The following is a 21200-nucleotide window of genomic DNA, read 5'->3' on the forward strand; positions in this document are numbered from 1 at the left end:
GCCCGGTTCACTTGATGAAGTTGGCAGTCATCGGGTAGCGGTACGGGGTGCCCTCGTTGGCCTTGATACCGGCGATGATCCCGAACAGGATCTGGATCACCACGACGGCGATGCTGGGCAGGAAGAGCAGGCACCAGCTCACGAAGAGCAGCACGAACGCGATGATCGACCAGAGGATCTGGAAGTTCAGGGCGGCGAGGGCGTGCGCCCGGACGGTCGGCGACTGCTGGCCGCGGGCCAGGTAGGCGATCAGCGGGGCGACGAAGCCCAGCGGACCGAAACTGACCAGCGCGCCGAGGGCGCCGCCGAAGTGCGCGACCAGCGCCCAGGTCTTGTCCTCGTTGTTGGCGTAGCCGCCGCCGGGGCCGCCGTAGGCCCCACCGGCCGGGTAGCCACCGGGCGGGGGATAGCCCCCGGGCGGGGGGTAGCCGCCTGCCGGAGGGTAGCCGGCTGACGGCGGTTGGTCACCGGTGGGCGGCGGATAGCCACCGGGCGGGGGATAGCCGGCCGGGCCGGGCGCCCCGGACAGTGGTGCGGTGGGCGGCTCGGCCGACGGGAACGGGCCGGGGGAGGTGGGCTCCGGCGGGTAGTTGCCGGGGTCGCCCGACCCGGGAGGGCGAGGAGGTTCAGTCATGGATGTCACGGTAGGGGCCAGTGGCAACGCCGCACCAGAGCGACACCGTCCGCCAGTGCGGGCCGATCGGTCCAACGCCGGTGGCGTGGGCCGCACCGACGGGTGGCCGTTGATCATCGCGTCGGCGGGTCCGCCGACGTAGACTGGCACTCGCTACAGTCGAGTGCCAGTACGGCCCGGCCGGCCCAGGGTGCCGGCGGCCGACGTGCGACAGGAGGTGCGGAGGATGGGTCTCGACGACCGGAAACTCGCCGTGCTCCGCGCCATCGTCGAAGACTACGTCTCCACCCAGGAGCCGGTCGGCAGCAAGGCGCTGGTCGAGCGGCACCAGCTCGGGGTCTCCCCGGCCACGGTCCGCAACGACATGGCCGTGCTGGAGGAGGAGGGCTACATCCGGCAGCCGCACACCAGTGCCGGCCGGGTGCCCACCGACCGCGGCTACCGCCTCTTCGTCGACAGGTTGTCCCGGGTCAAGCCGCTCAGCCCGGCCGAGCGCCGGGCCATCGAGCGCTTCCTGGTCGGCGCGGTCGACCTCGACGACGTGGTGCACCGCACGGTGCGACTACTCGCCCAGCTGACCAGGCAGGTCGCCGTCGTGCAGTACCCGAGCCTGGCCCGTTCCTCGGTGCGTCACCTGGAGCTGGTGCCGATCTCCACCACCCGGCTGATGCTCGTCATGATCGCCGACACCGGGCGGGTCGAGCAGCGACTCGTGGAGCTGCCCGGGCCGGTGCCTGCCGACGACGTCACCGACCTGCGCCGCCTGATCAACGAGAAGCTCGCCAACGCCCGGCTGTCCGAGACGCCACCGCTGGTGCAGGCGCTGGTCGAGGAAGCGCCGACCGGGCTGCGTCCGACAATGACTACGCTCGCCACAGTCCTGCTGGAGACGCTCGTCGAGCGGCACGAGGAGCGGATCGCGCTCGCCGGCACCGCGAACCTCACCCGGGGCGGCCTGCTCGACTTCCAGGGCTCCCTGCGGCCGATCCTCGAAGCTCTGGAGGAGGAGGTCGTGCTGCTCAAACTCATCGGTGAGACCGAGCCGAGCACGACCCGGGTGCTGATCGGCGACGAGAACGAGTTCGACAACCTGCGCGCCGCCTCGGTGGTCAGCACCGGGTACGGCCCGGGCACCACCATCGTGGGCGGCCTGGGGGTGCTGGGGCCCACCCGGATGGACTACCCCGGCAACATCGCCACGGTCCGCGCCGTGGCACGCTACGTGGGCGAGTTGCTGGCCCAGAACTGATTGGTCAGGGCCGATGCGGCCGGCTGCGGCCGCCGACCGGCGCAACGCGAGACGAACATGAGGACACGGAACGCAGTGGCCAGGGACTACTACGGCATTCTCGGTGTGAGCCGGGAAGCCTCCGATGACGAGATCAAGCGCGCCTACCGCAAGCTGGCGCGCCAGTTCCACCCGGACGTCAATCCGGACCCGGAGGCTCAGGAGAAGTTCAAGGACATCAACGCCGCGTACGAGGTCCTCTCGGACGACCGGAAGCGGCAGATCGTCGACCTCGGTGGCGACCCGCTCGCCCCGGGTGGCGGCGGCGCCGGCGGCCCGGGTGGCCCCGGAGGCGCCGGCCCGTTCGTCGGTTTCCAGGACATCATGGACGCGTTCTTCGGCGGTGCCGGAGGTGGCGCCCGTGGCCCACGCCCGCGTACCCGCCCGGGCGCCGACGCGATCCTGCGCCTCGAACTCGACCTGCACGAGACGGCGTTCGGCGTCGAGGCCCCGATCACCGTCGACACCGCCGTGCTCTGCACCACCTGTTCCGGCGCCGGCACGGCCGCCGGCACGCACCTGGCGACCTGCGAGGCGTGCGGCGGTCGGGGCGAGGTGCAGTCTGTGCAGCGCACCTTCCTCGGCCAGGTGGTCTCCGCCCGGCCGTGCACCGTGTGCCAGGGCTACGGCACCACCATCCCGCACCCCTGCCCCACCTGCGCCGGCGACGGCCGGGTGCGCACCCGCCGCTCGCTGACCGTCAAGATCCCGGCCGGCGTCGAGGACGGCATGCGGATCCGGCTGGCCCAGCAGGGCGAGGTGGGCCCCGGCGGCGGCACCGCCGGTGACCTCTACGTCGAGATCCACGAGCGCCCGCACGACGTGTACTCCCGCAAGGGCGACGACCTGCACTGCCGGGTCACAGTGCCGATGACGGCGGCGGCGCTGGGCACCCGGCTGACCATCAAGACTCTGGACAGCGAGGAGACCGTCGACGTCAAGGCCGGCACCCAGCCGGCCAGCACGCTGCGACTGCGCGCCCGGGGCGTGCCCCACCTGCGCGGCACCGGCCGAGGCGACCTCTACGTGCACCTGGACGTGCGGACGCCCACCAAGCTCGACCCGGACCAGGAAAAGATGCTGCGCGACTTCGCCAAGACCCGTGGTGAGGAGGTCGCCGAGTTATCCAAGCAGGGCGGCTTCTTCTCCCGGATGCGCGACGCGTTCAACGGGCACGCCTGAGGTGTCCGCACCGCTCTTCCTGGTCGAGGCGCTGCCCACCGGCGACGCGCTGACACTGGACGGCCCGGAGGGGCACCACGCCGCCACAGTGCAGCGGTTGCGCGTCGGCGAGGAGCTGCTGCTCGCCGACGGCCGGGGTGGCACGGCCGCCGCCGTGGTAACGGCCGTCGGCCGGGGCAGCCTGGAGGTCACCATCACCTCCCGGGGGTACGCGGACGCACCGGTACCCCGGTTGGTGACAGTGCAGGGCATCGCCAAGGGCGACCGGGGCGAACTGGCCGTGCAGGCGATGACCGAGGTCGGGGTGGACGAGATCGTGCCCTGGGCGGCCTCGCGCTCGGTCACCCAGTGGCGCGGCGACCGGGGCGTACGCGCCCGGGAGAAGTGGGTGGCCACCGCCCGGGAGGCGGCCAAGCAGGCCCGCCGGCCGTGGCTGCCGGTGGTGGCCGGTGCGCCGGACGAGTCCACCGCCACAGTGGCCCGTCGGATCGCCGGTGCCGCCGCCGCGTTCGTGCTGCACGAGGAGGCCGAAGACCGGCTCACCACCGCCGAGTTGCCCTCCACCGGTGAGATCGTCCTGGTGGTCGGCCCGGAGGGTGGCATCGCGCCGGCCGAGCTGACCGCCTTCGCCGAGGCCGGCGGGCGACCCGTACGCCTCGGGCCGGCAGTGCTGCGCACCTCCACCGCCGGGGTGGCGGCCCTCAGCGTGCTCGCCGCCCGCCTCGGCCGCTGGTGACCCGTCGGCGGCTGGCTCGGTCAGGGCCGGGGAAACACCGGCACCACCTCTTCCTCCGGCCCTAGGTCCAGCCCGGCCGGCCCGATGATCTGCGGGTCCGGTGCGCCGACCACCTCGGGGTCCTTGCCGGTGTAGTCGAAGCGGTGCAGCACGTGCCGCATCGCCTCCAGCCGGGCCCGCTTCTTGTCGTTGCTCTTCACCACCGTCCACGGCGCGTCGGCCGTGTCGGTCCAGAAGAACATCGCCTCCTTGGCCTCGGTGTACTCGTCCCACCGGTCGAGCGAGGCGATGTCCATCGGGGACAGCTTCCACTGCCGGACCGGGTCGACCTGGCGGATCGCGAACCGGGTGCGCTGCTCGTTCTGGGAGACGGAGAACCAGAACTTGACCAGCCGGATGCCCGAGCGCACCAACATCCGTTCCAGCTCCGGGGCCTGCCGCAGAAACTCCAGGTACTCCTTGCGGCTACAGAAGCCCATCACCCGCTCCACGCCGGCCCGGTTGTACCAGGAACGGTCGAACAGCACGATCTCGCCGGCCGCCGGCAGGTGTGCCAGCCACCGCTGGAAGTACCACTGGGCGGCCTCCCGCTCGTCCGGCTTGGCGAGCGCCACCACCGACGCGCCACGCGGGTTGAGGTGCTCCATGAAGCGTTTGATGGTGCCGCCCTTGCCCGCCGCGTCCCGGCCCTCGAAGAGGATCACCAGACGCTCGCCGGACTCCTTGATCCAGTCCTGGAGTTTCAGTAGCTCGATCTGGAGCAGCCGCTTGTCGCGGTCGTACTCCTCGCGGTCCAGTCGCTCGTCGTACGGGTAGTCCTCGCGCCAGGTCTCGACGGGGGTGCCGTCGGGGCGGAGCAGGACGGGGTCGTCGTCGTGGCCATCGGCCACCCGGTAGTCGGCGGTGAGGTCCAGCAGCGCGGAGTCGGCCATTCGGTGGGACTTACCCGCCCGCGAACCGTCAACCACCTCCCCGTCCGGGTGATCCGCCGGCGGTCGGCACGCGAGCGAGCCGCGACCTGGCGATCGCCACGGCCAGGGACGGTCCAATGGCCGACAATCGATCAACCCTTGTGGATGGTCACGCGTACCCTGGCGCGGTGCTCGCTGCCGAGGCTCCGAAGATCACCGACTGGATGCAGGCGTGGGGAAGTGTCGTCGGCCTGCTGCTGTCGGGTCTTGCCGCAATGGCTACCTGGCTTCTGTTTCGCCATGAGATCCAGGTTCGGCGAGAGGAACAACGCGACAACGAGGCAGCTCAGGCGCGGTTGATAGTTCCCGTGTTGGACGACCTGCCGCAGGGTGTTGACGAGGTGCCAAGCTTCACCATCGCCAATTACAGCGGCGTGCCGTTCTACGACCTGCGGGTCATGCTCCTGAGGAATGAGCGGTTGATCGGCAACTATCCGTCCCCCCTGCACGTCCTGATGGGAGAGGTCGCGGGGAGCTTTTCCTATCTGGAGGTGCCAGGGGTCGACGTCGCACGGAGGGCCAAGACCGGTGATCTGGCCATCGGGGTCTATTTCACCGACGCCTCTGGTTTGCGCTGGAGCAAACTCAACCGTGAGCCACCGACCCGGGTGCGACGCGATGATCGTTGGGCGGTGATCGAGCCCAACACCATTCGTGACCGGCAACGTGCAGCGGCGAGAGCGAGACTCGAAAAGGAGATGGCGCTGCGGGCAATGACCTATCGAAGCAGATCAAGGGTCCGTATCGCAGCCACGATCGCAGTGGTTGTCGCCGTGGCGCTCTTCGTGGCCTTCCTCATCTACAGGTAGGCGCACGCTGTCACCCGCTTCGCGGTGTCGGGTCAACTGCGCAGGTAGGAAGCGCCGTTGAGGTCGACGATCGTGCCGGAGGCCCACTCGGCCTGCGGCGAGGCCAGCCAGTGCACGGCGGCGGCGATCTCCTCCGGTCGGCCCACCCGGTCGAACGGGCTCTGCGCGCGGATGGCCGCGCCCTCCTCACCGCGCAGGTACTCGGTGACCATGTCGGTCGCCACGAAGCCCGGCGCGACGGTGGCCACAGCGATGCCGTACGGCGCGAGCGCCACGGCGAGGGACTGGCCCAGCGCGTTCAGCCCCGCCTTGCTGGCGCCGTACGCCGGCTGGTGCGGTTCGCCGCGGAACGCGCCACGGGACGAGACGTTGACGATCCGCCCGCCGCGTTCGCGCATGTGCTGTGCGGCGCACCAGGTGACGTTGCCGGCGCCGGTCAGGTTGGTCTCCAGCACCTGCCGCCAGCGCTTCTGCCACTCCTCGTACGAGGCGCCGAAGATCGGGTGCGGGTCGTCGCGGTCGCCGTACGTCCCGGCGTTGTTGACCAGCACATCCAGCCCGCCGAGCTGTTCGGCGGCCCGGTCCACCATGACCCGGATCGCGTCCGGGTCGGTCAGGTCGGCGCGGACCACCACGTGCCCGGTGCCCGGCAGTTGCGCGCGCAGCTCCTCGGCCGCGTCGGCGGAGTCGCGGTGGTGAATGGCCACCCGGTCGCCGCCGGCTGCGAACGCCCTCGCCACGGCGCGGCCGATCCCGCGCGAGGCCCCGGTCACGAGTACCGCCCGATCCGTCATGCCGGCCATCCTGCCTCAGCCGTACCGTCCCTGCGAACGGGCCGGCGGCGCGTGCTGCGCCGGAGCGACCCCGGCCCGTCAGTCCTTACACTGCCCCGATGGGATCCGACTGCCTGTTCTGCCGCATCGTCGCCGGGGAGATCCCGGCAACAGTGGTCCGGGAGACCGAGACCACTCTCGCCTTCCGCGACATCGACCCGAAGGCGCCGGTGCACGTCCTGGTCATTCCGAAGGAGCACTACGCCGACGTCGCCACGCTCGCCCAGGGTGACCCGGCGCTGGCCGCCGACGTGCTGGCGACGTCCGCCGCCGTGGCCGAGGACGAGGGGCTGCTCGGCGACGGTTTCCGGCTGATGTTCAACACCGGCGCGTACGGCGGGCAGGAGGTGTTCCACGTGCACGCGCACCTGCTCGGTGGTGCGCCACTCGGCCCGATGCTCGCCCGGAACCTGGCGTGAGCGAGCGAACCAGAAGGCTCAGTCGGGTGCCTCACGTCGGCGCGCAGCGAAGCGGAGCGGGGGCGTGAACCCGGGTGCGGGGCCTGGCTCTGGGGTGGATGAGCACCTGGACCGGTTGGTCCGGCGGGTGCAGGCCGAGGCCCGGGTGCCGGCGGTGTCGGCGGCGCTGCACCGGGCCGACCGGCCGCTCTGGAGCCGCACCGTCGGCGAGACCGGCACCGACAGCCCACTGGGGCCGGGCACCCAGTTCCGGATCGGCTCGGTCACCAAGACGTTCACAGCGGTGCTGGTCCTCCAGTGCCGCGACGACGGGCTGCTGGACCTGGACGACCCGGTGGGCCGGCACCTGGACCTCCCGGCGCACGGCGAGCTGACCGTACGCCGGTTGCTGTCGCACACCGGTGGCCTGCAACGCGAGCCGTTCGGTGATGTGTGGGACAGCCTGCGCGCACCGGACGACGACCAACTGGTCGCCGAGCTGGACCGGGCCGAACGGGTGCTGCCGACCGGCCGGCGGTTCCACTACTCCAACCTGGGCCTGGCCGTACTCGGCCAACTCGTCGCCCGACTCCGGGGCGGGAGTTGGGCCCAGGCGCTCACCGAGCGGATCCTGACGCCGCTGGGACTGACCGACACCACTGTGACCCCACTGCCATCGGCGGCCACCGGGTTCCTGGTCGACGCGTACTCCGACGAGGCGCACCCGGAACCGCCGACCGACTTCGGCGCGGTCGGCCCGGCCGCCCAACTCTGGAGCACAGCTACCGACATGGCCCGGTGGGCGGCGTTCCTGGCCGACCCGACGGCGCTGGACCCGGCCGGCGCGGTCCTCGCCCCGGCCACCCTGGACGAGATGCGTTGGCCGCTGACCACCACCGACGAGACGCTCTGGAGCGCGGGCTTCGGGCTCGGGCTGATCCTGATTCCGCAGGGGGAGCGGGTGATGCACGTGGGGCACGACGGGGCGATGCCCGGCTTCCTCGCCGGGGTGTACGGCCGCCGCGGTGGTGACGGCACGGCCGGCGCGATGGGCGCTGCGGTGCTCGGCTCGTCCGGTACGGCGACCGAACTGTTCGATCTGCCGCACCGGCTGCTCGCCGCGGCGGTCGAGCACGACCCGGCCGAGATCGAGCCCTGGCGACCCGGCGCGCCAGCGCCGGCGGCCCTGCGGGGTGCGCTCGGCCGCTGGTGGGGCGAGGGCTCCGAGTACGTCTTCTCCTGGCACGACGGCACCCTGCGGGCGCGCGGGGTCGGTGACCCGGCCGGACGTCCGCCGGCGATCTTCACCCCGCTGCCGGACCAGCCGGACGTGTTCCGGGTGGTCTCCGGTCGGGAGGTCGGTGAGCTGCTGCGGCTGACCCGGGACGAGGCCGGCGCCGTGGTCCGGATGCACTGGGCGACGTACCGGTTCACCCGCCATCAGGAGACCTTCGACCGGTACGACTTCCGGGCCGGGAGTTGATCGCGGCCAGCGGAAATGGGCGCGATGCGGCCCGCGTTGAACCGATACGATGGGTGTAACGTCCGCACGCCAGGCCACCAGGCCGGCGCCGAGATCGAGAGCAGGTGGCGCAGGGCCCTTCGGCCCAACCTATGACCGGCACCCCACCTCCCGGCCCGCCCCGGATGCAGACCAGGATCACAGTGCCCGACCCGAAGATCATGGTCAATCTGCTCGGCGCAGGCGACGAGATCCTCAGACTCGTCGAACGCTCGGTCACCAGTGACGTGCACGTCCGCGGCAACGAGATCACCATCACCGGTGACCCTGCGGACAACGCCCTCGCCGAGCGGGTCTTCAGCGAGCTCCTCGAACTCATCGAGAAAGGCGAGACCCTGACCAGTGACGCCGTCCGGCGTACCGTCGGCATGCTCGAGCAGGGCAGCGCCGAGCGGCCCGCCGAGGTCCTGACACTCAACATCCTCTCCCGGCGCGGGCGCACCATCCGCCCCAAGACGCTCGGGCAGAAGAAGTACGTCGACGCGATCGACACCCACACCATCGTCTTCGGCATCGGCCCGGCCGGCACCGGAAAGACCTACCTGGCGATGGCGAAGGCCGTCCAGGCGTTGCAGGCCAAGCAGGTCAACCGGATCATCCTCACCCGGCCGGCGGTCGAGGCGGGCGAGCGACTGGGCTTCCTGCCCGGCACGCTCAACGAGAAGATCGACCCGTACCTGCGCCCGCTCTACGACGCGCTGCACGACATGCTCGACCCGGAGACCATCCCGAAGTTGATGGCCGCCGGGACGATCGAGGTCGCCCCCCTCGCCTACATGCGGGGTCGGACGCTCAACGACGCGTTCATCATCCTGGACGAGGCGCAGAACACGACGCCCGAGCAGATGAAGATGTTCCTCACCCGACTCGGCTTCAACTCCAAGATCGTCGTGACCGGTGACATCACCCAGGTGGACCTTCCCGGCGGGACGAGCAGCGGCCTGCGGGTGGTTCGGGAGATCCTGGAAAACGTCGATGACGTGCACTTCTCCCAGTTGTCCAGCTCCGACGTGGTCCGCCACCAGCTGGTCGGGGAGATCGTCGACGCGTACGCCCGCTGGGACGCCGAGCGGGAGAACCAGCAGGCGCAGGGCGTTCACGCCGTGCCTGGGCGACCCGCCCAGGGCGGCCGGGCCGCCCGCCGCCGCTAAAGCAGAGGAAAGCAGTTGTCCATCGAGATCGCCAACGAGTCCGGTGTCGACGTCGACACCGACGCCGTGCTCGCCGTCGCCCGGCACGCCCTCGACGAGATGGGGGTCAACCCCCTCGCCGAGCTGTCAGTGCTGCTTGTCGACATCGACTACATGACCGAGCTGAACCACCGCTGGATGGGTGGCGACGGCCCGACCGACGTGCTCGCCTTCCCCATGGACGAGGGCAGCGTCGACCACGGCCCGGGTGAGTCCGCACCGGCCGGCGGCGAGCCCGCCCTGCTCGGCGACATCGTGCTCTGCCCGGAGGTGGCGGCCAAGCAGGCGGCGACCGCCGGGCACGCGCCCGCCGACGAGCTGCACCTGCTCACCGTGCACGGGGTGCTGCACCTGCTCGGCTACGACCACGCCGAGCCGGAGGAAGAACGGGAGATGTTCGCACTCCAGGCTCGACTGCTGGCGAGCTGGCGGTCGACCCGCACCCAGTGATGTCCACTCCTCCGTTACTCGCGGCCGGCGCCACCGCCGGCCTTCCCGACTTCCAGCTGATCGTCTTCGCGGCCGGTCTGGTGGTGCTGGCCGGCCTTATCGCGATGACCGAGGCGGCCCTCGCCGCGGTCTCACCGGCCCGAGCCGCCGAGCTGGCCCGCGACGGCGTGCGCGGTGCCCATACCCTCCAGGTCGTCGCCGGCGACGTCGTCCGGCACCTCAACCTGCTCCTGCTGTTGCGGCTGCTCGCCGAGCTGACCGCCACCACACTGGTGGCGCTCGTGGCGGTGGACAGCTTCGGCGCCGGCTGGCGGGCCGCGCTGGTGACCGCCGGCGCGATGACGGTGGTCAGCTTCGTGGTGGTGGGCGTCGCCCCGCGCACCATCGGCCGGCAGCACGCCTACGCCGTGGGTCGTGCGGTGGCGCCGCTGGTCCGCTGGCTGGGCCGGGCGCTCAACCCGCTCGCGTCGCTGCTGATCCTGATCGGCAACGCGGTCACCCCGGGGCGCGGCTTCCGGGAAGGTCCGTTCGCCACCCAGGTGGAGCTGCGGGAGCTGGTCGACCTGGCCGAGCAGCGTGGCGTCGTCGAGCACGGCGAACGCCAGATGATCCACTCCGTCTTCGCGCTCGGCGACACCATCGCCCGTGAGGTGATGGTGCCGCGTACCGAGATGGTGTGGATCGAGGAGGGCAAGACGCTCGCTCAGGCGCTGGCGCTCTTCCTGCGCTCCGGCTTCTCCCGCATCCCGGTGATCGGCGAGAGCGTCGACGACGTGCTGGGGGTGCTCTACCTCAAGGACCTGATCCGGCGCTCCCGTGGCGGGGACCCGAGCGCCGAGCAGTTGCCGGTGGCCGAGCTGATGCGCCCGGCGACCTTCGTACCGGAGTCGAAGCCGGTCGACGACCTGCTGTCCGAGATGCAGGCGGCCCGCAACCACCTGGTCATCGTGGTCGACGAGTACGGCGGCACCGGCGGTCTGGTCACCATCGAGGACATCCTCGAGGAGATCGTCGGTGAGATCACCGACGAGTACGATGTCGAGCGCCCGCCCGTCGAACGTCTGGCGGACTCCTCGGTGCGGGTGACCGCCCGCCTGCCGGTGGAGAATCTCGGCGAGATGTTCGACACCGACCTGCCCACCGACGAGGTGGAGACGGTCGGCGGTCTGCTCGCCCAGTCGCTCGGGCGGGTGCCGATCCCGGGTGCCGAGGCCGAGGTCGCCGGTCTCCGCCTGGTCGCCGAGGGCACCACCGGCCGGCGCAACCGGATCGACACCGTCCTGGTCAGTCGGGTGGAGCCGGGCGATGAGCAGGACACCGCGGGGCGCGGCGAGCACGCCGGCCCCGGGGACGACACCGACAACTATCGAGACGACGAGAGGCAACCCGCCGATGCCTGACACACCCGCCGCGCCTGCCGCCCGGCCCACCCCCACCGCGTCGGGCGCGCTGAGCGCCGAGGACGGCAAGCTCGTCGTCCTGGCCCGGGGAGCCCGCGCGCGGGTCGGCGCCGTGGAGGGCGCCGCGGTCCGCGACCAGGACGGCCGGACGTACGCGGCGGCCAGTGTCGCGCTGCCGTCGCTGACGCTCACCGCGTTGCAGTTGGCTGTCGCCTCAGCCGTGGCGGCCGGGGCGAGTCGGCTGGAGGCCGCGGTGGTGGTGACCGAGGCGTCGACGCTGGACGGCGCCGGGCACGCGGCGGTACGAGACCTCGCGGCGGACGCGCCGGTCCACGTGGCCGCTCCGGACGGCACGGTCCTCGGCACGGTGACCCAGTGAGCCCGGTGCAGGATCCGGAGGCGCGTCCGTACCGGGCCGGGTTCGGCTGCTTCGTCGGTCGTCCCAACGCCGGCAAGTCGACGCTGACCAACGCCATCGTCGGCACCAAGATCGCCATCACCTCGAACAAGCCGCAGACCACCCGGCACGTCATCCGGGCGGTGCTGCACCGACCGGAGTCGCAGCTGGTCCTCGTCGACACGCCGGGCCTGCACCGCCCCCGTACGCTGCTCGGCGAGCGTCTCAACGACCTGGTCCGATCCACCTGGACCGAGGTCGACGTGATCGGCCTGTGCATCCCCGCGGACGAGCCGGTCGGGCGCGGTGACCGGTTCATCACCGGCGAGCTGGCCGAGTTGAAGGCGACAGTCCTGGCGGTGGTCACCAAGACCGACCTGGTGGACAAGCGTCGCCTGGCGGAGCAGCTGCTGGCGGTCAGCAAGATGGGGGAGTTCGCCGAGATCGTGCCGGTGAGCGCGGTGTCCGGGCACCAGGTGGACACCCTCGTCGAGGTGATGACCAAGTACCTGCCGCCGTCGCCGCAGCTCTACCCGGACGACATGCTCACCGACGATCCCGAGCAGGTGCTGGTCGCCGAGCTGATCCGGGAGGCCGCCCTGGAGGGGGTCCGCGACGAGCTGCCGCACTCCATCGCCGTGGTGGTGGAGGAGATGATCCCCGAGGGTCAGGTCATGAAGATCTACGCCGACCTGTACGTGGAGCGGCCCAGCCAGAAGGCCATCGTGCTCGGGCACAAGGCGAGTCGGCTCAAGGAGGTCGGCACCAACGCCCGCAAGCAGATCGAGGAGCTGCTCGGCGGTCGGGTCTACCTCGACCTGCACGTGCGGGTCGCGAAGGATTGGCAGCGCGACCCGAGGCAGCTGCGCAAGCTGGGCTTCTGACCCACCTCGTCGGCGGTGCCCGACCGGCGGCACGATCGCCTTCGGTCGGGCGGCTGGGGATGTTCACGTTCGGTTGAGATAGCCGTCGTTTGGTGCGGGCGCCACGCAGGGTAGGAAAGTTCTGCCCCGCGTCCCCGACCGAGATGCAGGCTGATGCGCAACAGGTACCTCGACGTTCTCCGTGCCCTGGCCATCGTTCGAGTGGTGGTCTACCACGTCACCGGATGGGCGACCCTCACCCTCGTCTTCCCCGCCATGTCGGTGATGTTCGCGCTGGCAGGCTCGCTGATGGCAGCGTCGCTGACCCGCGCCGGACCGGCGGCGGTCGGGCGTCGGTTGCGCCGGCTGCTGCCGTCGCTGTGGGTGCTCGCGGTGGTCTTCGTGCCGGCCATGCTGTTCACCGGGCTGTCGGTGAGCCCACGGGTGCTGCTGTGGTTGTTCCCGATCGCCGACCCGCCGTCCAACAACTGGGGCGCGCTGGCGTTGAGCATCATCTGGTACCTGCGCGACTATCTCTGGTTCGTGCTCGCCTCGCCGGTCGCGTTCTGGCTGTTCCGGCGTGCCCCGCTGCTGACCCTGCTCGCCCCGTACCTCCTGCTGGTGTCGATCGAGGTGGGGATCTACCCGGCGCCGCCGGTGCTGCGCGAGTTCGGCCTCTACTTCGGCGCGTGGCTGCTCGGCTTCGCCCACCATGCCGGGATGCTGCGCCGACTCTCCGGCCGGCTGCTGTACCCGTTGGCGCTGGCCCTCGCCGTGGGCGGCGGCGCCTGGATCGTCGGGCATCCCGGGCCACGCGGGTACGACCTGAACGACAACCCCCTGGGCAACGCCCTCTGGTCCGCCGCGTTCATCCTGATCGTGCTGGGCCGGGCGCCCGCCGGGGTGGCCTGGCTGAGCCGGAGCCGACTGGCCGACCGGGCGGTGACGGTGCTCAACCGGCGGGCGCTCACCGTCTACCTCTGGCACATGCCGTTCGTGGTGGCGCTCACTCCACTGGTCGACGTGGTGGGCTGGTCCCACCAGGACCCGGTGGGCCTGGCCATCCGGGTGCTGCTGGTCTTCGCCCTGGTCGGGCTGGTCACCCTGGCCGTCGGCTGGGTCGAGGACGTCGCCGCCCGTCGCCGCCCAGAGCTGATCCCCGGTGGCCCGGCGGAGTCCGCCGACGCGGCGGTCCGACCGGGTGCCGAAGCGGCTGACGGTGCCGGGGCGACCGCCGGACGAGCTGTGGTGCCGGCGCAGCGGACGACCGGGGAGGCGGCCAGCGTCGAGATCAACGCTCGCTGATCGTGAGGTTGCCGCTGTCGGCCGAACCGTCGAGCACCAGGGACGCCGCCGGGTTGTCGGCGACGGTGACGGTCTTGTCGCCGGAGTCGGCGTTGGACCGGACCCGGTAGCTGCCCTGCGGCACCAGCAGCGTGACATCACCGCTGGAGGCGTGGACCCGGGCCGAGGCGGGCTTGTCCAGCTCCACGTTGACATTGCCGGAGCTGGCCTCGGCGTCGACAGTACCGCCCAGCCGGCGTGCGCTGATGTCTCCGGACGAGGCGCGCAGCCGTACCGCCGCGGCGGCCTCGCTCACCTCGATGTTGCCGGAGCGGGCCTCCACCCCGACCGCGCCGGACGCACCGGAGATCCGCACGTCGCCCGAGCTGACCTGTAGCTCCACGGTGCCGATCCGGCTCAGCTCGACGTTGCCGGAGCTGGTCTCGCCCTGCACCGCCACGCCCTCCGGCACCGTCACCTCGTAGGAGATGCTGCACCGCGAGCCGCAGTCGGTGTTCAGCACCAGCTCGCTGCCCTTGATCTCGTACCGGGCGTTGTCCGGTTCGCCGCCCTGGTAGCGCACCACCCGCTTGATGCGCACCTCGGACGCCGGGCCGGTGCCGCGGATCACCACGTCGCCCGAGCCCCCGGAGAGCCGGACCGTGGTGATCCGGACCGCCTCGGTGTTGTCGTAGTCGAGCCGACGGAACGACAGGTTGTCGCACCCCGCGAGCACGATGAGGGTGGTGGCGAGCCCTAGCGCGACCGGAGCGGCGACGCGACGACGGCGGGGGGCGGTGGTCAGCTGTAGTGCCATGACCAGCACGCTACGACCGAGCACGAGTTGGCCGCATCGGGGTTCATCCGCGCTTGCACCCCGAACCAACCCTGATTTCACACCCCGAGGGAGAATGGCCCGATGGCCGGGTATCGCCGACAGCTCTACCGCGACGACGCGGTGGTGCTGCGTGTGCAGAAGCTCGGCGAGTCCGACCGGATCATCACCCTGCTCACCCGCCGGCACGGCCGGCTGCGCGCGGTGGCACGAGGGATCCGCCGCACCACCAGCAAGTTCGGCGCCCGGCTGGAGCCGTTCGGCCACGTCGACCTCCAACTCGCCGGTGACCCGAAGGGCAACCACGGCAGCTCCCTGCACACAGTGAGCCAGGTCGAGGGCATCGAGCTGTACGGCAAACGGTTCCTGGGTGACTATCCGCGCTACACGGCGGCCAGCGCGATCGCCGAAACCGCCGAGCGGCTGACCCCGGTGGAACGGGAGCCGTCGCTGCGACTGTTCCAGCTCACCATCGGCGCGCTGAAGGCGCTGTCCCGGGGCGAGCACGCCACCACCCTGGTGCTCGACGCGTACCTGCTGCGCGGGATGTCCCTGGCCGGCTGGGCGCCGGCGCTTGTCGCCTGCGCGGTCTGCGGCACGCCCGGGCGGCACCGGGCGTTCTCCGTGCCGGCCGGTGGCGCGGTCTGCCTGGATTGTCGGCCACCCGGGGCGGCCCATCCCGCGCCGGCCACCATCGATCTGATGTCAGCGCTCACCACCGGCGACTGGGTGATCGCCGACGCCACCGACGCCGCCGTACGTCGGGAGTGCAGTGGGCTGGTCGCGGCTCACCTGCAGTGGCACCTGGAGCGCGCGCTACGCTCGCTGCCGCTGGTCGACCGGGGTTCCTCGGCGGCCGGCACGGCCCCGCCGCCGAAGGGCACCGGGGCCGTGGTGCTCCGGCCACGCGGCGACGTCGAGGCCGGGGCGGACGGCGCGAACAGGGAGTGACCGAGTGATCCGATCGAAGAAGGCCAGCCGGCGCGAGCCGACGCCGCCGGTGCCACACCCGTCCGGGGCCCGTCCCCCGGCGCTGCCCACCGAGGCGGTGCCGAAGCACGTGGCGGTGGTGATGGACGGCAACGGCCGCTGGGCCAAGGACCGCGGGCTACCGCGCACCAAGGGGCACGAGGCGGGGGAGCACAGCCTCTTCGACACCATCGAGGGCGCCATCGAGATGGGCATCCCTTACCTGTCGGCGTACGCGTTCTCCACCGAGAACTGGCGACGCTCGCCGGACGAGGTCCGGTTCCTGATGGGGTTCAACCGGGACGTGATCCGTCGCCGCCGCGACCAGTTGGTCGACCTGGGCGTACGGGTGGTGTGGTCGGGCCGGCCCGGTCGGCTGTGGAAGAGCGTCATCTCCGAGTTGCAGACCGCCGAGGAGATGTCCCGCGACAACTCGACGCTGACCCTGCAGTTTTGCGTGAACTACGGCGGGCAGGCCGAGATCGGTGATGCCGCCGCCGCGATCGCGCGGGACGTGGCGGCCGGCCGGCTGGACCCGGCGAAGGTCACCGAGAAGACCGTGGCGAAGTACCTCTACCACCCGGAGATCCCGGAGGTGGACCTGTTCCTGCGTCCCTCCGGGGAGGAGCGGATCTCCAACTTCCTGCTCTGGCAGACCGCGTACGCCGAGTTGGTCTTCCTGGACACGCTCTGGCCCGACTTCGACCGCCGCCACCTCTGGTACGCGTGCGAGTTGTACGCCCAGCGGGACCGACGCTTCGGCGGCGCGCTGCCCAACCCGGTCGCCCCGGTTATCTGAGCCGACGCGCTTACCCGCACGTCACTCTGGGTATCAGAGACGTCAGAAGCCACTGACGGAGGTGAACCCACATGATCCAGAAGCGCATTGCCCAGTGGGCGGTGATGGCGATCGCGGTGCCGCTGGCCGCGGCCGGCGCCCGCCGGCTCAGCCACACCCTGGAGGCCCGGCGTGGTCCCTCCGGGGCGACCCGGTTGCTCACGAAGGGTGCGGACCTGATGCGTCCGCAGAAGGCCAAGCGCCGCCGCTTCTTCTGACCGACCAACCGACCCCAGCTGTCCCGGCGCCCCCCGCACCCCTCGTGCGGGGGGCGCCGCCCCGTCCCCACCCCGTCCCGCCCGTGGATCATGGAGTTGTGGTGGCCGGGTTGGGCGCTGTTATGACTCATGTTCACCACCACAACTCCATGATCGACCCGACCCGGGGTGGGCGCGCGGCCGGTGCGGAGGTGGGGTGGTGCGCTCGTTTCGGGGTCCTGCGCAGGGGCGGCGGGTAGGGTCCGGAGGTGGTGGGACGACGGCGGTTGGGGGGCACATGCGCGATCTTCGATTCAAAATGATCATGGCGTTGAACGCCGCCGACCTGGGCGACCCGATCTGCGAGCAGGTGGCCGAGATCTGTGCCGAGATCGCCGAGCAGCACTGCGCCGAGTTCGGCCACACACCGCAGCTGCGCACCGGTGAGATCGCTGAACTGGCCACCGGCGAGCCGGCCCTGACCTGGGCCCCGTCGACCCCCGACGCCGGGCCGCGTGCCTGGTGACCGCCCCCGCGCCCGCTGTCGACATCCGTCGTGCCGATGATCGCTTCGCCACCCGGATCTCCTGGCTGGACTCCAAGCACTCCTTCTCGTTCTCCCGGCACTACGACCCGGCCAACACCCACCATGGCCTGCTGCTGGTCAACAACGACGACGTGGTCCGACCGGGAGCCGGGTTCGAGACCCACCCGCACCAGGACATGGAGATCGTGACCTGGGTGCTGCGCGGTTCCCTGGTGCACCAGGACTCCACCGGGCACTCCGGGGTGATCTACCCGGGCCTGGCCCAACGGATGAGCGCCGGCACCGGCATCCTGCACTCGGAGAAGAACGACGCCTGGCGGCTCAACAACCAGGAGCCGCACGCCGACCCGGTGCACTTCGTGCAGATGTGGGTGCTCCCCGATGAGCAGGGCGTCGACCCCGGCTACGAGCAGTTGGAGATCGAGGACGAGTTGCTCCGCGGGGGCCTGGTGCCGATCGCCTCCGGGATGGACCGCTACGACGGTGCGTCCGCGATCCGGATCCGCAACCGGTACGCGACCCTGCACGCCGCCCGTCTCGCCCCCGGCGACGAGGTCACCATCCCCGACGCGCCCTACGTGCACCTCTACGTGCCCGACGGCACTGTGACCCTTGAGGGCAGCGGCCCTCTCGGCAGCGGCGACGCCGCCCGGCTCACCATGACCGGTGGCCGGCGGGTCACCGCCGACGAACCGGCCGAGATCCTCGTCTGGGAGATGCACGCCACGGTCGCTTGACCGTTCCCCGCGCCGCCCTCGCCACGTTCTCACCCCGAACATGGATGTAGTGGCCTCCCCACCCGGGGGAGACCACTACATCAAGGATCGAGCACGATCACGGCGGCGCTCCCGGCGCCGCCCCGGCTACGCCGGAGACTCGGTGCGGTCGGCGGCCCAGGTGGTGTGGAACGAGCCCTCGCGGTCCACCCGCTGGTAGGTGTGCGCGCCGAAGTTGTCCCGCAGACCCTGGATCAGCGCGGCCGGCAGCCGCTCCGCGCGCAACGCGTCGAAGTATGCCAGCGACGACGAGAACGCGGGCGTCGGCACACCGGCCCGCGTCGCGTCGGCCACCACCCGCCGCCAGCTCGGCACGCCGGCGCTGACCGCCTCGGCGAAGTACGGCGCCACCAGCAGCGTCGGCAGATCGGGCTGCTCGTCGTACGCCTCGCGGATCCGGTTCAGGAAGCGCGCCCGGATGATGCAGCCGCCCCGCCAGATCGTGGCGGTGCCGCCCAGGTCGATGTCCCAGTTGTATTCCTTGCTGCCCGCGCGGATGTGGTCGAAGCCCTGCGCGTACGCCACGATCTTGGAAGCGAGCAGCGCCCGGCGGACGTCCTCGACGAAGGTCTCCCGGTCGGTGACCTGCCACTTCTCACCCGCGTCGGGGAACGCCCGGCGGGCCGCCTCGCGCTGGTCGACGTGCCCGGAGAGCGAACGGGCGAAGGTCGCCTCGGCGATTCCGGTGATCGGGATGCCCAGGTCCAGGGCACTCTGCACGGTCCACCGACCGGTGCCCTTCTGCTCGGCCCGGTCCTGCACGATGTCCACGAACGACCGGCCGGTCGCCGCGTCGGTGTGCGCGAGCACGTCGGCGGTGATCTCGATGAGGAACGACTCCAGCTCGCCGTTGTTCCACTCCCGGAAGATCTCCGCGATCTCGGCCGGCGTCGCGTCCAGGCCGGCCCGCAGCAGGTCGTACGCCTCGGCGATGAGCTGCATGTCGGCGTACTCGATGCCGTTGTGCACCATCTTGACGAAGTGCCCGGCGCCGTCCGGCCCGACGTGCGTGCAGCACGGCACGCCGTCCACCTGGGCGGCGATCTTCTCGAACATCGGCCCGAGCTTCGCATACGACTCGGCGGAACCGCCCGGCATGATGCTCGGCCCGCGCAGCGCGCCCTCCTCGCCGCCGGAGACGCCGGTGCCGCTGAAGTGCAGCCCCTGCGCCCGCAGCGCCTCCTCGCGGCGGCGCGTGTCGGCGAAGTGGGCGTTGCCACAGTCGACAATGATGTCGCCCTCGTCGAGCAGCGGCACCAACTCGTCGATCACCGCGTCGGTGGGCGCGCCGGCCTTCACCATGACGATGACAGCGCGAGGGCGTTCCAGTGACGCCACGAAATCGGCCATCGTCTCGCCCGGCACGAACGTGCCCTCGTCGCCGTGCTCGGCGACCAGGCTGCGGGTGCGCTCCGGCGAGCGGTTGTGCACTGCCACCGTGAAGCCGTTGCGGGCCAGGTTGCGGGCCACGTTGCGACCCATCACCGCCAGCCCGGTCACACCGATTTGTGCCCTCGCCTGATCAGCCATTCGTGCCGCCACCTCTCGTCACACCACTATCAGCGCTTGGAAACTTACCGTGATGTGAGCCGATACGGACCAGTGATCGACGTCCCGTTACTGCACGTGATGTGGGCATTGCCGCTGGCGGCTCGGGCTTTCGACACTGGTCGGTGAGCCCCGCACAGGGAAACGTGTCGTCATCCCGCGCCGCGCACGTCAGCCTTCGGCGAGACGGGCTTCGATTCGGGCGATCTTCCCGGTCAGCGCGTCGGTGACCCCGGGCCGGACGTCGGCCTTGAGCACCACACTCACCCGGGGCGCCTGCGCGGCGACCACGTCGACCGCCCGCTTCACCACCGCCATCACCTCGTCCCACTCACCCTCGACGGTGGTGAACATGGCATCGGTCCGGTTGGGCAGGCCGGACGCACGGACCACCCGCACCGCCTCGGCGACCAGGTCGCCCACGGAGTCGTCACCGCCGAGCGGGGTGATCGAGAACGCGATCAGCATGTGCCGATCGTGCCAGTAAAAACGGATGCGCGTCGGTCGGGCGGTGGCTACGGTACGAACATGCGCAACTGACGCCCCACTTCCGAGCCGGCCCGCCGTCCCGCGTCGCGGTCCGTGCGCTCCCGGGCGTCCCGCATCCCCTCCCCGCCGTTCGGCGGCGATGGCCCTGCCTGGCCCCGGTGAGCAGTCCCTTCCCCACTCGACCGTCGCGCAACGGCGGTCACCAGCCGATCCGACCGACCGCCGCAGCGCGGGACCGGCCGTGCCGGTCGGCATTGAAGGAGGCCCGGATGCCTGCCAGGCGTAACCCGAAGAAGTCCCGTACCCCCGGAGCGACGCCCCTCGGCGTCGACCCGGCAGCCGGCCACGGCCCGCTCCCCACCACGCTCCCGGCCCTCGACCTCGCTGTCGAATCGGCCCTGCCGGCGGTGCTCGTCGAACCGGCGACGCTGGCCGAGCCGACGCTGTCGGTGGCACTGGTGGAGCCGGCGCTGCCGGGCGAGGTGCCGGCAGCTGTCGATGTGCCGGCGGTTGTCGACGCGCCTTCGGTGGGCGATCTGCCGAAGCCGACCGGGCGACCGAAGGCACCCACGGCCGGGCCACCGCAGGGCGGCGGCAACCGCTCCGGCCTCGGCCGCAGCCAGCAGGCCGGCCAGACCCGCCGCTACGCCTTCCGCCGCAGCTAGATCGAACCACCCCACCCCACCCAGCCCTGCCCGCCCACCCCCGCCCCCGCCCCCGCCCCCGCCCCCGCCCCCGTCGATCTTGCACTTCCTGTCCTCGCATAACCGGCTTCCCGGGACGAATCGGCGACAGGAACCGCAAGATCGGCGGGAGCGGGCGGGAGCGGTGCGTGGGCGGGCGGGAGCGGGCGGGCGGGAGCGGGCGGGGGCGGGCGGGAGCGGGCGGGAGTGGTGCGTGGGTGGTGGGTGGTGGCAGCAATATCAGGGATGTAGTGGCCTCCATGGCCAGCTAGGCCACTACATCCCTGATGTTGTGCGGATCTGGGCGGCGGGCGGCGGGCGGCGGGCGGATCTTGGCGGCGGGCGGCGGGCGGTGGGCGGC

Annotated in this window: 24 protein-coding genes; 18 read left to right on the plus strand and 6 right to left on the minus strand. The window is 71.4% G+C overall.

The annotated features are described in order from the left end of the window. Nucleotides 1-7: 7 nt before the first annotated feature. The gene (locus NIE79_RS11290; protein ID WP_238678500.1) at nucleotides 8-634 is read right to left on the minus strand and encodes a DUF4870 domain-containing protein; all 627 of its coding nucleotides are present in this window, start codon (nucleotides 632-634) and stop codon (nucleotides 8-10) included. Nucleotides 635-860: 226 nt separating this feature from the next. On the opposite strand from NIE79_RS11290, the gene hrcA reads away from it, so the two are divergent. The 3 genes from hrcA to NIE79_RS11305 all read left to right on the plus strand — a co-directional run bounded on the left by hrcA (nucleotide 861) and on the right by NIE79_RS11305 (nucleotide 3840). Further along, complete coding sequence (gene hrcA / locus NIE79_RS11295) at nucleotides 861-1883, plus strand: heat-inducible transcriptional repressor HrcA (RefSeq protein WP_091409786.1); 1023 nt, start codon at nucleotides 861-863, stop codon at nucleotides 1881-1883. Between the two features lie 75 nt (nucleotides 1884-1958). After that, nucleotides 1959-3104 carry a molecular chaperone DnaJ gene (gene dnaJ, locus NIE79_RS11300; protein ID WP_181518639.1) on the plus strand — a complete coding sequence of 382 codons (1146 nt, stop codon included), beginning with the start codon at nucleotides 1959-1961 and terminating at the stop codon, nucleotides 3102-3104. A 1-nt stretch (nucleotide 3105) separates the two neighbouring features. After that, nucleotides 3106-3840 carry a 16S rRNA (uracil(1498)-N(3))-methyltransferase gene (locus NIE79_RS11305; RefSeq protein ID WP_238678501.1) on the plus strand — a complete coding sequence of 245 codons (735 nt, stop codon included), beginning with the start codon at nucleotides 3106-3108 and terminating at the stop codon, nucleotides 3838-3840. A gap of 20 nt (nucleotides 3841-3860) precedes the next feature. Here NIE79_RS11305 and ppk2 read toward each other — a convergent pair whose 3' ends face one another. Beyond that, entirely contained in the window at nucleotides 3861-4772 is a 912-nt protein-coding gene (gene ppk2, locus NIE79_RS11310) for a polyphosphate kinase 2 (protein WP_238678502.1), read from the minus strand. Between the two features lie 167 nt (nucleotides 4773-4939). On the opposite strand from ppk2, the gene NIE79_RS11315 reads away from it, so the two are divergent. Further along, on the plus strand, nucleotides 4940-5620 hold the full coding sequence (locus NIE79_RS11315) for a hypothetical protein (RefSeq protein ID WP_238678503.1): 681 nt from the start codon (nucleotides 4940-4942) through the stop codon (nucleotides 5618-5620). 32 nt (nucleotides 5621-5652) lie between these two features. Here the strand turns inward: NIE79_RS11315 and NIE79_RS11320 are convergent, their stop codons facing one another. Further along, nucleotides 5653-6414, minus strand: coding sequence for an SDR family NAD(P)-dependent oxidoreductase (locus NIE79_RS11320; protein WP_238678504.1), 762 nt, complete (start codon nucleotides 6412-6414; stop codon nucleotides 5653-5655). A 98-nt stretch (nucleotides 6415-6512) separates the two neighbouring features. Here NIE79_RS11320 and NIE79_RS11325 point away from each other — a divergent pair, with 98 nt between their 5' ends. The 8 genes from NIE79_RS11325 to NIE79_RS11360 all read left to right on the plus strand — a co-directional run bounded on the left by NIE79_RS11325 (nucleotide 6513) and on the right by NIE79_RS11360 (nucleotide 13978). Beyond that, a complete protein-coding gene (locus NIE79_RS11325) occupies nucleotides 6513-6872 on the plus strand; it encodes a histidine triad nucleotide-binding protein (RefSeq protein WP_238678505.1) in 360 nt (119 codons plus the stop codon). 94 nt (nucleotides 6873-6966) lie between these two features. Further along, nucleotides 6967-8334, plus strand: coding sequence for a serine hydrolase domain-containing protein (locus NIE79_RS11330; RefSeq protein WP_238678506.1), 1368 nt, complete (start codon nucleotides 6967-6969; stop codon nucleotides 8332-8334). Between the two features lie 131 nt (nucleotides 8335-8465). Then, on the plus strand, nucleotides 8466-9524 hold the full coding sequence (locus tag NIE79_RS11335; protein WP_238678507.1) for a PhoH family protein: 1059 nt from the start codon (nucleotides 8466-8468) through the stop codon (nucleotides 9522-9524). A 15-nt stretch (nucleotides 9525-9539) separates the two neighbouring features. Then, nucleotides 9540-10013 carry an rRNA maturation RNase YbeY gene (gene ybeY, locus NIE79_RS11340; protein WP_030491788.1) on the plus strand — a complete coding sequence of 158 codons (474 nt, stop codon included), beginning with the start codon at nucleotides 9540-9542 and terminating at the stop codon, nucleotides 10011-10013. Further along, on the plus strand, nucleotides 9989-11413 hold the full coding sequence (locus tag NIE79_RS11345; protein WP_238678616.1) for a hemolysin family protein: 1425 nt from the start codon (nucleotides 9989-9991) through the stop codon (nucleotides 11411-11413). The genes ybeY and NIE79_RS11345 overlap by 25 nt, the downstream gene beginning before the upstream one ends. Next, complete coding sequence (locus NIE79_RS11350; protein WP_112619633.1) at nucleotides 11406-11792, plus strand: cytidine deaminase-like protein; 387 nt, start codon at nucleotides 11406-11408, stop codon at nucleotides 11790-11792. Before NIE79_RS11345 ends, NIE79_RS11350 begins: the two co-directional genes overlap by 8 nt. Nucleotides 11793-11797: 5 nt before the next feature. Continuing rightward, complete coding sequence (era, locus tag NIE79_RS11355) at nucleotides 11798-12694, plus strand: GTPase Era (protein WP_112677269.1); 897 nt, start codon at nucleotides 11798-11800, stop codon at nucleotides 12692-12694. A 153-nt stretch (nucleotides 12695-12847) separates the two neighbouring features. Continuing rightward, nucleotides 12848-13978, plus strand: a complete 1131-nt coding sequence (locus NIE79_RS11360; RefSeq protein ID WP_238678508.1) for an acyltransferase family protein — start codon at nucleotides 12848-12850, stop codon at nucleotides 13976-13978. Here the strand turns inward: NIE79_RS11360 and NIE79_RS11365 are convergent. Continuing rightward, nucleotides 13965-14774, minus strand: coding sequence for a DUF4097 family beta strand repeat-containing protein (locus NIE79_RS11365; protein WP_238678509.1), 810 nt, complete (start codon nucleotides 14772-14774; stop codon nucleotides 13965-13967). The genes NIE79_RS11360 and NIE79_RS11365 overlap by 14 nt on opposite strands. Before the next feature lie 102 nt (nucleotides 14775-14876). On the opposite strand from NIE79_RS11365, the gene recO reads away from it, so the two are divergent. From recO to NIE79_RS11390, 5 genes are all read left to right on the plus strand, one after another. After that, nucleotides 14877-15743 carry a DNA repair protein RecO gene (gene recO / locus NIE79_RS11370; RefSeq protein WP_238678510.1) on the plus strand — a complete coding sequence of 289 codons (867 nt, stop codon included), beginning with the start codon at nucleotides 14877-14879 and terminating at the stop codon, nucleotides 15741-15743. Nucleotides 15744-15747: 4 nt separating this feature from the next. Then, nucleotides 15748-16560 (plus strand): isoprenyl transferase, encoded by an 813-nt coding sequence (locus NIE79_RS11375; RefSeq protein ID WP_238678511.1) that lies wholly within the window; start codon nucleotides 15748-15750, stop codon nucleotides 16558-16560. A 71-nt stretch (nucleotides 16561-16631) separates the two neighbouring features. Continuing rightward, nucleotides 16632-16817 carry a hypothetical protein gene (locus NIE79_RS11380; protein ID WP_238660698.1) on the plus strand — a complete coding sequence of 62 codons (186 nt, stop codon included), beginning with the start codon at nucleotides 16632-16634 and terminating at the stop codon, nucleotides 16815-16817. Nucleotides 16818-17094: 277 nt separating this feature from the next. Then, on the plus strand, nucleotides 17095-17322 hold the full coding sequence (locus tag NIE79_RS11385; RefSeq protein WP_238678512.1) for a thioredoxin reductase: 228 nt from the start codon (nucleotides 17095-17097) through the stop codon (nucleotides 17320-17322). Further along, nucleotides 17319-18080, plus strand: coding sequence for a pirin family protein (locus tag NIE79_RS11390; RefSeq protein WP_238678513.1), 762 nt, complete (start codon nucleotides 17319-17321; stop codon nucleotides 18078-18080). Before NIE79_RS11385 ends, NIE79_RS11390 begins: the two co-directional genes overlap by 4 nt. Nucleotides 18081-18206: 126 nt before the next feature. On the opposite strand, the gene gnd is transcribed toward NIE79_RS11390, so the two are convergent. Both gnd and NIE79_RS11400 read right to left on the minus strand, forming a co-directional pair. Beyond that, nucleotides 18207-19649: an NADP-dependent phosphogluconate dehydrogenase gene (gene gnd, locus NIE79_RS11395; RefSeq protein ID WP_238678514.1), complete on the minus strand. Its 1443-nt coding sequence runs from the start codon at nucleotides 19647-19649 to the stop codon at nucleotides 18207-18209. Nucleotides 19650-19838: 189 nt separating this feature from the next. After that, entirely contained in the window at nucleotides 19839-20135 is a 297-nt protein-coding gene (locus NIE79_RS11400) for a thiamine-binding protein (protein ID WP_196929949.1), read from the minus strand. Between the two features lie 290 nt (nucleotides 20136-20425). On the opposite strand from NIE79_RS11400, the gene NIE79_RS11405 reads away from it, so the two are divergent. Further along, nucleotides 20426-20821, plus strand: a complete 396-nt coding sequence (locus NIE79_RS11405) for a hypothetical protein (RefSeq protein WP_238678515.1) — start codon at nucleotides 20426-20428, stop codon at nucleotides 20819-20821. Nucleotides 20822-21200: the final 379 nt, after the last annotated feature.

Source organism: Micromonospora trifolii, assembly GCF_022229005.1.
GTDB lineage: Bacteria > Actinomycetota > Actinomycetes > Mycobacteriales > Micromonosporaceae > Micromonospora > Micromonospora trifolii.